This is a genomic window from Paenibacillus nanchangensis, assembly GCF_046543445.1.
GTDB lineage: Bacteria > Bacillota > Bacilli > Paenibacillales > Paenibacillaceae > Paenibacillus_AQ > Paenibacillus_AQ nanchangensis.
Window position 1 is genome coordinate 18,773 of sequence record NZ_JBHOFD010000058.1, and the last position, 11,928, is coordinate 30,700.

Annotated in this window: 9 protein-coding genes and 15 tRNA genes; 3 read left to right on the forward strand and 21 right to left on the reverse strand. The window is 52.2% G+C overall.

All coding sequences use genetic code 11. From position 1 onward, the window contains the following. Positions 1–4: 4 nt before the first annotated feature. Positions 5–1,501, reverse strand: coding sequence for an alpha-N-arabinofuranosidase (locus ACE6ED_RS28240; protein WP_410830791.1), 1,497 nt, complete (start codon positions 1,499–1,501; stop codon positions 5–7). Positions 1,502–1,750: 249 nt separating this feature from the next. Here ACE6ED_RS28240 and ACE6ED_RS28245 point away from each other — a divergent pair, with 249 nt between their 5' ends. Further along, entirely contained in the window at positions 1,751–2,686 is a 936-nt protein-coding gene (locus tag ACE6ED_RS28245; protein ID WP_410830792.1) for an ArsR/SmtB family transcription factor, read from the forward strand. Between the two features lie 143 nt (positions 2,687–2,829). Here ACE6ED_RS28245 and ACE6ED_RS28250 read toward each other — a convergent pair whose 3' ends face one another. Further along, the gene (locus ACE6ED_RS28250) at positions 2,830–3,933 is read right to left on the reverse strand and encodes a Gfo/Idh/MocA family protein (RefSeq protein WP_410830793.1); all 1,104 of its coding nucleotides are present in this window, start codon (positions 3,931–3,933) and stop codon (positions 2,830–2,832) included. A 30-nt stretch (positions 3,934–3,963) separates the two neighbouring features. Then, positions 3,964–4,623, reverse strand: a complete 660-nt coding sequence (locus ACE6ED_RS28255; protein ID WP_410830794.1) for a ThuA domain-containing protein — start codon at positions 4,621–4,623, stop codon at positions 3,964–3,966. A 164-nt stretch (positions 4,624–4,787) separates the two neighbouring features. Here ACE6ED_RS28255 and ACE6ED_RS28260 point away from each other — a divergent pair, with 164 nt between their 5' ends. After that, complete coding sequence (locus ACE6ED_RS28260) at positions 4,788–5,627, forward strand: AraC family transcriptional regulator (RefSeq protein ID WP_410830795.1); 840 nt, start codon at positions 4,788–4,790, stop codon at positions 5,625–5,627. 114 nt (positions 5,628–5,741) lie between these two features. Then, the gene (locus ACE6ED_RS28265; RefSeq protein ID WP_410830796.1) at positions 5,742–6,434 is read left to right on the forward strand and encodes an FtsB/FtsL family cell division protein; all 693 of its coding nucleotides are present in this window, start codon (positions 5,742–5,744) and stop codon (positions 6,432–6,434) included. A 133-nt stretch (positions 6,435–6,567) separates the two neighbouring features. On the opposite strand, the gene ACE6ED_RS28270 is transcribed toward ACE6ED_RS28265, so the two are convergent. The 18 genes from ACE6ED_RS28270 to ACE6ED_RS28355 form a co-directional block, all read right to left on the reverse strand. Next, complete coding sequence (locus ACE6ED_RS28270) at positions 6,568–8,856, reverse strand: ABC transporter permease (RefSeq protein ID WP_410830797.1); 2,289 nt, start codon at positions 8,854–8,856, stop codon at positions 6,568–6,570. Positions 8,857–8,858: 2 nt separating this feature from the next. After that, on the reverse strand, positions 8,859–9,566 hold the full coding sequence (locus ACE6ED_RS28275; protein WP_410830798.1) for an ABC transporter ATP-binding protein: 708 nt from the start codon (positions 9,564–9,566) through the stop codon (positions 8,859–8,861). 34 nt (positions 9,567–9,600) lie between these two features. Continuing rightward, entirely contained in the window at positions 9,601–10,272 is a 672-nt protein-coding gene (locus ACE6ED_RS28280; protein WP_410830799.1) for a TetR/AcrR family transcriptional regulator, read from the reverse strand. A 160-nt stretch (positions 10,273–10,432) separates the two neighbouring features. Then, positions 10,433–10,513, reverse strand: a tRNA-Leu gene (locus ACE6ED_RS28285). A 46-nt stretch (positions 10,514–10,559) separates the two neighbouring features. Beyond that, positions 10,560–10,633: transfer RNA gene (locus ACE6ED_RS28290), tRNA-Cys, on the reverse strand. Positions 10,634–10,648: 15 nt separating this feature from the next. Continuing rightward, positions 10,649–10,723: transfer RNA gene (locus ACE6ED_RS28295), tRNA-Gly, on the reverse strand. Positions 10,724–10,728: 5 nt separating this feature from the next. Beyond that, positions 10,729–10,803: transfer RNA gene (locus tag ACE6ED_RS28300), tRNA-Gln, on the reverse strand. A gap of 22 nt (positions 10,804–10,825) precedes the next feature. Continuing rightward, positions 10,826–10,901, reverse strand: a tRNA-His gene (locus ACE6ED_RS28305). Positions 10,902–10,934: 33 nt separating this feature from the next. Further along, a tRNA-Trp gene (locus ACE6ED_RS28310) sits at positions 10,935–11,008 on the reverse strand. A gap of 4 nt (positions 11,009–11,012) precedes the next feature. After that, positions 11,013–11,098 (reverse strand) — tRNA-Tyr (locus ACE6ED_RS28315). A gap of 9 nt (positions 11,099–11,107) precedes the next feature. Next, positions 11,108–11,183 (reverse strand) — tRNA-Thr (locus ACE6ED_RS28320). 22 nt (positions 11,184–11,205) lie between these two features. Beyond that, positions 11,206–11,281: transfer RNA gene (locus ACE6ED_RS28325), tRNA-Phe, on the reverse strand. 29 nt (positions 11,282–11,310) lie between these two features. Beyond that, a tRNA-Asp gene (locus ACE6ED_RS28330) sits at positions 11,311–11,387 on the reverse strand. Between the two features lie 25 nt (positions 11,388–11,412). Further along, positions 11,413–11,489, reverse strand: a tRNA-Met gene (locus ACE6ED_RS28335). 17 nt (positions 11,490–11,506) lie between these two features. Beyond that, a tRNA-Val gene (locus tag ACE6ED_RS28340) sits at positions 11,507–11,582 on the reverse strand. 56 nt (positions 11,583–11,638) lie between these two features. Further along, positions 11,639–11,713: transfer RNA gene (locus ACE6ED_RS28345), tRNA-Glu, on the reverse strand. 24 nt (positions 11,714–11,737) lie between these two features. Next, positions 11,738–11,829, reverse strand: a tRNA-Ser gene (locus ACE6ED_RS28350). Between the two features lie 5 nt (positions 11,830–11,834). Continuing rightward, a tRNA-Asn gene (locus tag ACE6ED_RS28355) sits at positions 11,835–11,910 on the reverse strand. Positions 11,911–11,928 lie beyond the last annotated feature (18 nt).

The window sequence follows — 11,928 nt, forward strand, 5'->3', positions numbered from 1 at the left end:
ACTCCTAGTTCCGGCCTGCAAGTTCCAGCATGGTGACGGACATCGGAGGAAGTGTGACCGTAAGCTGCGCACCTTCCAGCTTGAAGCCGGTAAACGGCTGCGGGGCAACCCGGTCCGGCTCAGTGAAGGTATTGTGCGCGTCGATCCGGTCTCCGGTTAAAGTGACGCCGGTTACCTCCAGTTCTCCTTCCGACCAGCCGCGAATATCAACGGCTACCTCGGATTCGGCATTAGGATTCAAGTTGCACAAGCTGAGATGAATCCGTCCTTCCGCGTCTCTCGATGCGGAGGCGCTTACCGCCGGAACCTCTTCATCTCCATTACTGTAGCTGCCCGTTTCCAGCTTCAGATCCAGCAGCTCTGCGTCCTGGTGTACTTTGAACATCTCGAAGACGTGGTAGGTCGGCGTCAGCAGCATTTTTTCGCCTTCCGTCAAGATGACAGCCTGCAGCACGTTAATGGTCTGAGCAATATTCGCCATGCTTACGCGGTCGCAGTGATCGTGGAAAATATGCAGCGTCAATCCCGCTACCAGGGCGTCGCGGATTGTGTTTTGCTGATACAGGAAACCCGGATTGGTACCCGGCTCCACGTCGTACCAGGTTCCCCACTCATCGACGATCAGGCCGATTCGTTTCTCGGGGTCGTACCGGTCCATAATCGTGCTGTGTTTCGTGATCAGTTCGTCCATCCGCAGCGCTTTCTTCAGCGTGACAAACCATTCGTCTTCCTCAAAACCCGTCGCCGGTCCCTTCTCCTGCCAGGAATCCCGCGGAAGCGTGTAATAATGCAGCGTGATGGCGTCCATATAGCGGGAAGCCTCGCGCATCAGCACTTCCATCCAGTTGTAGTCGTCCGAGTTCGGTCCGCAGGCAATCCGGTGGATCTTGTTATCGCCGTAGTTGCGCACATAAGTCTGATACCGGCGGTACAGATCGGCATAATATTCGGGACGCATGTTTCCGCCGCAGCCCCAGTTCTCGTTCCCCACGCCAAAATAAGTAACCTTCCAAGGCTCTTCCCGGCCATTGGTACGGCGCAGCCCGGACATCGGCGATTCGCCGTCGAACGTCAGATATTCCACCCACTCGGACATTTCCTGTACAGTACCGCTGCCTACATTGCCGTTAATGTAAGGTTCGCATTCCAGCTGGCGGCACAGCTCCATGAACTCATGCGTTCCAAAATGGTTGTTCTCGACCACTCCGCCCCAATGCGTGTTAATCATCCGTTTGCGCCCTTCGCGCGGGCCGATGCCGTCCTTCCAGTGATATTCGTCGGCAAAACAGCCGCCCGGCCAGCGGAGAACCGGCAGCTTGATTTGTTTGAGCGCTTTCACAACATCGTTGCGGATGCCGTTTGTATTCGGAATCGGAGAATCCTCGCCAACCCAGATTCCTTCATAAATACAGCGTCCAAGATGCTCTGAGAAATGACCGTAAATGTTGCGGTTAATGATTCCCTTGCTGCGATCCGCGCTAAGCACGCCTTTCAATGCCATTTAAAGGTTCCGCCCTTCAATTAATATTTATATTAACTAAGTTATATATTACAAACTCATTATATCCGCTGATTTCCAAAGCCGTCAAGCCGGAAATTTCATTTATAATCCAGTTTCCCTTTGAAAAATACTCCGTTTTTTGAAGGGTATCCCCTTTCTATCCGATACGGTCTTCAAAAAAAGCATTGTGCTCCGCCCTGAATTTGAGTAACATAAATGTTAATCATATAATAAAGGCGGCTATTACCTATGAAACTTGACCTTACAGACCGGTCGCTGGCCGTATACGAAGCGTTGGCCAGTCCTGTACGCCTGCATATTCTTCGCCTCCTGGCGGAACAGCCGATGAATGTAAAAGAGCTGGCGGCAGCGGTAGGCTTGACCAGCGCCATCATGACGATGCATGTGCGCAAACTTAACGCAGCCGGGCTGATTACAACCGAGATGGCTCCCGGTAAAAGCGGCCTGCAAAAGATCTGTTCCCTGGCCGTAACCGGCGCGGAAATTGAATTTTTGACCGGCGGTGCGCCGGCGCGCAAAAGCCACCGACTCGAGATTCCTATTGGACATTACTCCGATTTCCGGATCGAACCGACCTGCGGCCTGGCGACTGTGGAGAAGATGATCGGCCATTTTGACGACCCCCGTTATTTTTGGGACCAGGAGCGGATTCATGCGGCGATCCTCTGGTTCGGCAAAGGGTTTATTGAATACAAAACGCCGAATTTCCTGCTGTCCAGCCAGGAGCCAAAGGAATTGACGCTGACGATGGAAATTGCATCGGAGGCGCCGGGAACAAACGACCACTACCCTTCGGACCACACTTTTACGCTTAACGGCGTCAAGCTGGGAACGTGGACAAGTCCCGGTGATTACGGGGATGCCCGCGGCAAATATACCCCTGCGTGGTGGCCGCGGCAGATCAACCAATACGGGCTGCTGAAGCAGCTGCGGATTACGGGCGAGGGCACTTTTATCGACGGCACCAAGCTGTCCGGCATCACTTTGCGGGATGTGGACATCCGGCGGCCGCAGTGGACGATCCGGCTGTCCGTGGAGGAGGATGCCGTGCATCAGGGCGGACTCACTTTGTTCGGTAAAGGCTTCGGCAATTATAACGAACATCTGGTGGTCGAGCTGTTTTATGAGCAGGCGAACACCATCTCGGCTGCCCGTGAGTCATAACCCCGCCAAAGTCCGGTTTCCCCAGGCGACGATATAACAACAGCAGCATGACAAAGACGCGGACAGCAGCCGGTTAACGGCAGTCATCCGCGTCTTTTTCTTCTTTACATGCCTATAATTCAACCGGTTTTATCGTCCCGGCTTCAGGCCAGTTCTCCCCGGACCAGCCCCGGCGAAAACGGCGACGGCCGGTCGCAGCTGGTGTGCAGGAACTCGTATTGGCCATTATCCGAGCTGGTGTGGAAGGCATGCATGATCTCCAGCACATGCAGCGCCAGTTCTCCGCTGGCCCGCGGCGTATCGCCTGTCTTGATGCAGCGGGCCATGTCCGCCACCCCGATTCCCCTGCTGTTCTCCGCATAGGCGAGAACGAGCGGCACCTCCATAAACTCCCCGCCCTGCGCAGGGCGCAGCAGAACCGGCCCGCCAAATGTATTCGGGTCGGGCACGATCAGTGTGCCAAGCGAACCGTAAATTTCGATCCGGGGAAGCTGGCTGCTCCACACATCGAAGCTTGTGATGACGGACGCGATGGCTCCGCCGGCAAACTTCACCGTGCCGGCCACATGCGTCGGTACTTCGACGTCGATTTTTTGGCCGAATTTCTGTTCGCTTCCGATCGTCCGCTGCGCAAAAGAAGTTTTGGTCATGCCGCTGACCACAGCAGCCGGACCCAGCAGCGAAACGAGGGCAGTAAGGTAATACGGTCCCATATCGAACATCGGGCCGCCGCCTTTTTTATAATAAAACTCCGGATCAGGGTGCCAGCCCTCATGTCCATGACAGACCATAAAAGCCGTCGCAGCGACCGGAGCGCCGATAAAGCCGTCGTCGATCAGCTTGCGGCACAGCTGCAGCCCCGAACCGAGGAAGGTATCCGGCGCGCAGCCGATCATCAGGCCTTTTTCTTTTGCAAGCGACACCAGCTCCGTTCCGTGCTCCAGCGAGAGTGACAGCGGTTTTTCCACGTACACATGTTTCCCGGCCATTAAAGCGGCTTTGCATACCTCATAATGCCCGTCCGGCGTAGTCAGATTAACCACGATTTGAATTTCTTTGTCCGCCAGCAGCTCCTCTGTAGACATCACATGGGGAACCTTATATTTCTCGGCAGCCTCCCGGGCCCTCTCCTCAATCAGGTCCGCGCAGGCATACACTTCCGTATTCCGGAACACGCCGGTCAGGTTCTCAAAATAGATTCCGCTGATATTGCCGCAGCCGACAATCCCTATCTTCACCTTGCTCATCTTAAACCGCCTCTCATGTGTGATCTGTGCTTATTTCGCCGCCCACAGGAAACCCCGGCGCATGAGTTCTTTTGCTTCCGGAATATCAAAAATGTTCGCCTGGTGGCCCAGCGAGTTGTAAAACACCCGCCCTTGACCCCAGCGCTTTGTATACACTACCGGGACATGCACGATCCCGTTTGTGGAATGCGGACTTTCGCTCAGCGGAAACGTAGTTGTCGCCAGCACCTGCACAGCCGGGTCCACATGCAGATAATACTGCTCCGATTTGACCTTAAAATCCGATAGTCCCTCAATAATCGGACTGGAAGCCGAACGCAGGATATTCACCTCATACTCCACACCATCGTTAAACGGATGCGCCACCCACTGCGATCCGGTCATAAATTGCCATTCTACGCTGGTCCGGAAAGAATCGCACATCCCGCCGTGGCAGCCAGCCAGCCCTACGCCAGACTCTACCGCTTTTAATACGGGATTCAGCTGTTCGTTTTCAATTTGGCCCATCGTCCAGACCGGAACGATCAAATTCAGTCCAAGTAGCCGTTCTTCGTCCTTGAAGCTGTCCAGCGTATAGGAAATTTCCACTTCAAACCCTTCGTCTTTCAGAACCTCTGCAAAAATCGCAGCAACCTCCTTCGGTTGATGTCCGTCCCATCCCCCGCTGACGATCAGCGCCTGTTTCGTCATGTTTTTCCTCTCCTTTATCTTGTCGGGGCGGTTATGCGCCCCGTTTTCCTTCACGAGACAAATTGTAGCGCATACAGCGGGGTCAAGGCGCGCCATTTCCTTTGTCTTCCTGGTCAATTTTTGCTATTTTAATAACAGTCAAGTTTATTTCCCGGGAGGCGTCTATGAAGGCATTCCATGAGAACCGATTGTACCGCTCCAGTTTTCCGGTGCAGGCTGGCAGGGTCCGCAATATCAGCTTTTTGGCTCATTGGCATAACGATGTGGAATTGGTTTATGTGCGGGAGGGCGCCATTCGGATGGGGATCAACTCGGAAACCCGGATGCTCCGGCAAGGAGATCTGGCCGTCTGCAGCAGCGGGGACATTCATTTCTATGACAGCAGGGAACAGGAATCCGAGATTTTGCTGCTGATTTTCCCGCCACAGCTTGTCGGAGCACCAGGCGGATGGCCGCGGGACCTGTGGCTGAAGGAACCGTTTCTTTGCAGTACGGCTGAGGCGGACGATGTGGAACCGCCGGTCTTGGCCGTAAGGCTGGGAGAGATGATGCACGAGATCGAGCAGGAGATTGCCGCCAAAGCGTCTCAATACGAGCTGGTCGTAACGGGTTTGCTGCACGAGCTGTGCGGTCTAACGCTGCGTTATGCACAGCCTGCTCCGGCTGATGAGCAGCGGGACAAACGGCGGATGGTTCACAGGAAGACGATGCAGACGGTATTCGACTGGCTGGAGGCCGGATACATGCATCCGGTGACCTTGGAGGATGCGGCCGAGCGGGCCGGAATGAGTTTGTTTTATTTTTCCCGGACATTTAAAAGCATCGCGGGCATGAACTTCCTCACCTACCTGAACACGATCCGGGTCCACAAGGCGGAGGAATTGATTTTGACTACGGACTCCACCATTTTGGATATCGCCCTGGAATGCGGCTTTACCAATGTGAGAACCTTTAACCGTGTCTTCCGGCAGATCCGGGGCTGCTCCCCGTCCAGTTTGCGTTAACATACTAGAGTGTAAAAAGCTCCTCTAAATCTACGAAAATAGTCCTATACGCAAGGAAAATAATGTCATATAATGACGGAGGGAGAAAATTCTATTTTTATCAGGGGGATACAAATGAAATTAAAAGGAATTAGCCTGCTGCTGGCAGGTACTGCGCTCGCTGCAACCATCTCCGGCTGCAGTTCGGGCAGTGATGACAAGGAAGTGAGCCAGCTCAAAGAAGACATTGCCAAGCTGCAGCAGGAGAATCAGGATTTAAAAGCCAAACTGAAGGATGCGGGAACGCCTGTAGCAGCTGCAGCGGCAGCTCCCTCAGATGCTCCCAAAGCCAGCCCGGCGCCGGAAGCTGTTGATACAGGCAGTGAGCAGCCAGCGATTGTGAAAGGACAACCGCTGGTACTGGACGGAATCGGTGAATACACGGTCACGAAGACCTCTTTTGCCAAGAAAGTGGTTCCTTCCGCACCCGGCACCTTCTACACTTATTATGAAGCTAAGGAACCCGGGACCACCTATCTGGCGATTACGCTCAAGGTCAAGAACCTCGGCAGCACCGGCAAAGGTGCAGACACGTTTGCGGATGTCACTGTGAAATACGATAACAATTATGAATACGATACATTTTCCGCATTAGAAGAAAACGGCGGAGAGAATTTTACCTATACGAACATTACCGATATCGAGCCTTTGAAGAATGGAACTTTGGTTTTTCTGGCCGAAGTGCCGACCGAAGTCGAGACAGACGCCAAGCCGCTGTATGCGGATATCAAGATCGAAGGCGAAACCTATAAATATTCGATTCGTTAACGGCTCCCCTTAAATCGAGCCACATAAACTCTACCGCTGCCCGCAAACGCTCTGAACTTTATGAGCCTTCGCGGGTATTCTTTTTGAGTGATAAGGTACCCTATGTATTCCTCAGATAAGGCTGCCCTTCAGCTCACTCAACAGATTTTAAGGAAGAGACCATATGAACGCGGCGGAGCTTGCCGCTGATTAACCCATTTACCCAACCTGCACATAACAAAGTAATGGCGATTGCAGATAAATAGCTGACCGGCTTGATGTCCGGAAACAGCGTCATCCCTTCGCTTACATTGAGCTTGTCGAGCGCATGAATCGCCCCCCACCCTGCGGGCAAGGCCAGCGCGGTGCCGATGATCGTAAGCAGGAAGCTTTCACGGTAGAGCAGCTTGCAGATCTCTTGGTGGCGGAAGCCCAGCACCTTTAAGGTGGCGAATTCTCTCGACATTTCCGTAAGGTTGACCAGCCCGATGCTATAAAGCACCGTAATCCCCAAAAATATTGCCGCAAAGGTAAGGCCCGCCGCGGAAGCAAACACACCTTCATTTAATTCACGGTTAGCTTCCTTCATATCCTCCTTGGAAATCAGCTGCCTCACAGGATATTGCGCTTTAATCTGCTCAAGGTCCACATCTTCGCCAAGAAGCAGTCCTGTCGGAACAAAAGATTCGCCTATCTTCGCCCAAGCTGCGTCGGACAAATACGCCCGGTCGGCTGCAGGAGCCTGAATCGTGTCTGCCACAACGACCTGATCCCATCCGCCGCTAGCGGCACGTATTGAGATGACGCCGCCCTTTTTCACGCCCAACACGCCGGCCATTTTCTCAGACAAGACAATCCCTTTATCTGGCACAGGCATTACATCCGGGTCGGATACATTCAGGTTTATGTAATTCCCTTTCCCAATCACTGTAACAGGTATATTTCTTTCGTTGTTATCCGATTTCAGAACGATACGTACCTCTTGAACAGGCTGTACGCCGTCCTGGCTCCATTCTGCTCCGGCTGCTTCCGCGACTGCCTTCGCTTGAAGATCCGCTTTGTGCTGATACAGATATTGACGGTCAAACTCCACTTCGACAGATTTATTGCTGGAGTCTATATTGGCGAAGCCAAACAGAATCAGAAACGCACATCCAAACGAGCCGATGATCCCCATCAATGCCCGGACTTTGTGCGACCGTAAATTCCTCAGCAGCCATAAATGCTCAAAGGACGCTCCTAGTCTGGTCCTGAACAATGACTCTAACACCGACTTTCCCGGACTGACCGGGGCTTTTCCTTTCAGTACCGCAGCCGGCAGTTCTTTCAATTTGCTTCCGCAGGCCAGCTGAACGGCGAGCACGCAGCAGGCACATACCACAGCTATGGACAAAAGACTTTCCAGCGGGAAGGCCTGGGACCATTCCGGTACAATAAAGGAGTTTTTTAATGTCCCCATAAAAATGGCCGGAATTCCATAGTAACCTGCGACCAAACCTGTGATTCCGCCAGAGGCGCCCAGAAACAGACCATAAGATAAGTAGTGCCATTTAATCTGGCGGGTGGAGATCCCCAGTGACATCAAAGTGCCGATTTGGACTCTCTGGCTAGCAATGAGCCTGCTCATTGTGCTGACTACGACCAGCATCGCAAGCAGAAAAAAGAGCAGCGGGGTCACATACCCTATCGACTTAAACTGGGCAATTTGGCTGGCGGCTCCCGTAGTGCTGGGATGCTCCTCATGGGTGAGACTGTTCAGATAACTGTCGCCCAGCAGTTGTTCCGCATTGGAGACAATCGTCCGCACATCGGTATCCGGCTTGATTTTGACCAGGATCTGATTAAATCCGGATACGGAAAATGCCTGGAATGCCGCAGTCTCCCCCATATATCCATAGCCATAAAGATCATGCCTGGTGGACAGCGTTTCGGACGAAACATCGATCATCTTTTCGGGACTGAGAACGAGGCCTTGGATGACCAGATTGACCGGCTTTCCGCTGTCAGAACGAACACTAAACGTGTCTCCCGTCTTAAGTCCATTGGCAAAAGCAAATTCGCGATCCAGCCATATTCCCGCTCTCATACTCTGGAACGGTTCTCCTTCAGCGAGATAAGGCTGCGCTACTTTGTTTTCGTTTATGACAAACAAGTCAACGCTTCGATTTCCGGCTTGAACCTTAAAGGAGTTCCTCCCTTGGGCTTCTTCGACACCCGGTAAACCGGCAAGGGCTTGAACGTCGCCGGGCTTTGCTTCTCTGACGTTAATCCAGATGTCATTCATTTTAGAGGCCTGATAAAAGCCGGATACACTCACCTCCAGCCGGGTTCCAACCGTTATGGAGCCGACAAACGTAAACACCCCGCATGCAGCAATAATGATGACGCTCAGAAACTGAGCTTTGGCCTTCCAGATGTCGCGCAGCATTTTTTTGAACAACATCGTTACCACGCCACCTCGCTCATGGGAAGCGGTTCTGCATTCTTTTGCACGCGGGTGACCTTACCGTCCTTAAGATAGATGACCTTATTGGCCGTCTGCGCTATAGCGGCATTATGCGTGACCACAATGACCGTCTGGCCGTGTTTCTTGCTGATTTCCCACAAGGTTGACATCACCAGTGCGCCTGTCGCGCTGTCTAATGCTCCGGTAGGCTCGTCGCATAACAACAGCTTTGGTTTTTTGCAGAGCGCTCTTGCTATAGACACACGCTGCTGTTCCCCTCCGGAAAGCTCCGCCGGAAAGTGGTGCAGTCTTGACCCCAGCCCTACGGCCTCCAGCATGCTTACGCTGTCCAACCCTTCCTTGCTGAGCCGGCGGGATACGTCGACATTTTCTTTTGCCGTGAGATTCGGGATCAGGTTATAGAACTGAAAAACAAAACCGATATCGCTGCGGCGATAGTCGCTTAACTGTTCCAAAGAAAAGCCGGCAATATTGGTGTCGTCAATCATTATGGTTCCGGAACTCGCCTGATCCATGCCTCCCAGCAAATTAAGCAGCGTACTTTTGCCCGATCCCGAAGGACCAAGAATAACAACAAACTCGCCTTTCTCGATTTCAAAATCCATTCCATTCACTGCAGCTACCGTATTATCCCCAACCCGGTACGTCCGCAGCAGCTGCTCAATTTTTATAAAAGGCTTCATCATGGGTTCTCCGTTTCTTTAAAATACGGCAGTTGTTCTACGCAGTTTGCTCCCCAAGCAGATGCAGCAGGCTTTCTGCCAAAGCAGAAGTCAAAGCGATTTCATCCAGCGGAATGCCAACCTCGTCGCTGCCAGGCAGCGAATAACATTTGGTAACAACAAGGTCTCTGACCATACCATCTACGGCCACAATGGCAAAAGAGAAGATGTGTTCCAGCGGCATGTTCGGCTGCAGGACACCGTGTGCTACTTTTTCCGCAAGATACTGCATCGTCTGCTCCATCAGCTTCTCAAACTCCGTCACCTCTGCGATACTGCTTTTTTTCTTCTCGTACAGCTGAGGATTGCTTAAAAATCTGGTATTCATCTCGTAAGTGAACTTGCCTTCTTCAGGAATCGATTCAATCAGGTATTCCCCTAGGATACGGAATATCTCCGTCACCACTTCGCGTACCGTACGGTTTCCGGTAAACAACGGCTCGCATCTGGCCCACAGCTGGTACCGGTCCTGATTACGGTTGGTTAACTGAATAAAAATGTCGTCAATATCCTCGAAATACCGATACACACTTCCTATACTGATCCCGGCTTGGCGAATAATATCCCGCATAGTAACTTCATATGCCGGTTTCGTTTTGCAGACTTCCAGGGCCGCATCCAAAATAAGATTGCGCATTTTCTTATCATGGCCTTCCGGAACTTTGGGCATGGAGTTCTCCCTTTCTCATGAAAATGACGGTACCGTCATTTTCAATATACGTTGCGAAGCTGGATTTGTCAATGACTACAACTCGAACCATAAAGGTAGTGATAAAACAAAAAACAGCCCATTAGATAGGATATCTAATGAACTGTTATCGTTTAAATTATACCGGTGAGAGGACTCGAACCTCCACGGGTCTCCCCATTCGATTTTGAGTCGAACGCGTCTGCCATTCCGCCACACCGGCTTATGCTGTTAAATTTCTCAATCACCGTTTCCAGATGACAAGAAACTGGAGGCGCCACCCAGATTCGAACTGGGGATAGAGCTTTTGCAGAGCTGTGCCTTACCACTTGGCTATGGCGCCATATTAAAATAATAATGGAGCGGACGACGGGAATCGAACCCGCGACCCTCGCCTTGGCAAGGCGATGCTCTACCGCTGAGCCACGTCCGCATAAATGGCTGGGGATATAGGATTCGAACCTATGCATGACGGAGTCAAAGTCCGTTGCCTTACCGCTTGGCTAATCCCCAATGCCGTTCTCAAATTCTTAAATGGGGCGATCGATGGGACTTGAACCCACGAATGCCGGAGCCACAATCCGGTGCGTTAACCCCTTCGCCACGACCGCCATATTGGTATTTAAAATTCGATGCCATAAAGATGGCAGGGGCAGCAGGAATTGAACCCACACTAACGGTTTTGGAGACCGCTGTTCTACCTTTAAACTATGCCCCTAAACTGGTGGAGGATGATGGATTCGAACCACCGAACTCTCACGAGAACAGATTTACAGTCTGCTGCGTTTGGCCACTTCGCTAATCCTCCAGGAAAACATGGTGCCGGCGAGAGGACTTGAACCCCCAACCTACTGATTACAAGTCAGTTGCTCTACCAATTGAGCTACACCGGCGTTATTCAGTTGTAAAATTACATGGTGGCTCGGGACGGAATCGAACCGCCGACACGAGGATTTTCAGTCCTCTGCTCTACCGACTGAGCTACCGAGCCTTACATTCACTACATTATCATGAGATAAATGGCGGAACCGACGGGATTCGAACCCGCGATCTCCTGCGTGACAGGCAGGCATGTTAGGCCTCTACACCACGGTTCCAAGAGGCATGATACATAAGTGCATTTGGTTGCGGGGGCAGGATTTGAACCTGCGGCCTTCGGGTTATGAGCCCGACGAGCTACCGGACTGCTCCACCCCGCGTCAGTAAAAGGTTTCTATGGTGGAGGCTGAGGGGATCGAACCCCCGACCCTCTGCTTGTAAGGCAGATGCTCTCCCAGCTGAGCTAAGCCTCCATAGACCAGCATTTGTTATCTTACCAGATAATTCTGCTTAAATCAAGTAAAAATGATGGTGACCCGTAGGGGATTCGAACCCCTGTTACCTCCGTGAAAGGGAGGTGTCTTAACCCCTTGACCAACGGGCCATGCTAAAAGTTCACTTAAAATAGTGGCGGAGAGAGAGGGATTCGAACCCTCGAGACGCTTGTGACGCCTACACGATTTCCAATCGTGCTCCTTCGGCCAACTCGGACACCTCTCCATAAATGGCTCCCCGAACAGGACTCGAACCTGTGACAACTCGATTAACAGTCGAGTGCTCTACCAACTGAGCTATCAGGGAACATTATTCAGTTCAGGC

What these genes read in the sequence shown, in the direction of transcription:
- ACE6ED_RS28275 (WP_410830798.1), bottom strand. Translation starts at nt 9,566, where the DNA reads ATGATGAAGCCTTTTATAAAAATTGAGCAGCTGCTGCGGACGTACCGG.
- ACE6ED_RS28280 (WP_410830799.1), bottom strand. Translation starts at nt 10,272, where the DNA reads ATGCCCAAAGTTCCGGAAGGCCATGATAAGAAAATGCGCAATCTTATT.
- ACE6ED_RS28265 (WP_410830796.1), top strand. Translation starts at nt 5,742, where the DNA reads ATGAAATTAAAAGGAATTAGCCTGCTGCTGGCAGGTACTGCGCTCGCT.
- ACE6ED_RS28270 (WP_410830797.1), bottom strand. Translation starts at nt 8,856, where the DNA reads ATGTTGTTCAAAAAAATGCTGCGCGACATCTGGAAGGCCAAAGCTCAG.
- ACE6ED_RS28245 (WP_410830792.1), top strand. Translation starts at nt 1,751, where the DNA reads ATGAAACTTGACCTTACAGACCGGTCGCTGGCCGTATACGAAGCGTTG.
- ACE6ED_RS28260 (WP_410830795.1), top strand. Translation starts at nt 4,788, where the DNA reads ATGAAGGCATTCCATGAGAACCGATTGTACCGCTCCAGTTTTCCGGTG.
- ACE6ED_RS28240 (WP_410830791.1), bottom strand. Translation starts at nt 1,501, where the DNA reads ATGGCATTGAAAGGCGTGCTTAGCGCGGATCGCAGCAAGGGAATCATT.
- ACE6ED_RS28255 (WP_410830794.1), bottom strand. Translation starts at nt 4,623, where the DNA reads ATGACGAAACAGGCGCTGATCGTCAGCGGGGGATGGGACGGACATCAA.
- ACE6ED_RS28250 (WP_410830793.1), bottom strand. Translation starts at nt 3,933, where the DNA reads ATGAGCAAGGTGAAGATAGGGATTGTCGGCTGCGGCAATATCAGCGGA.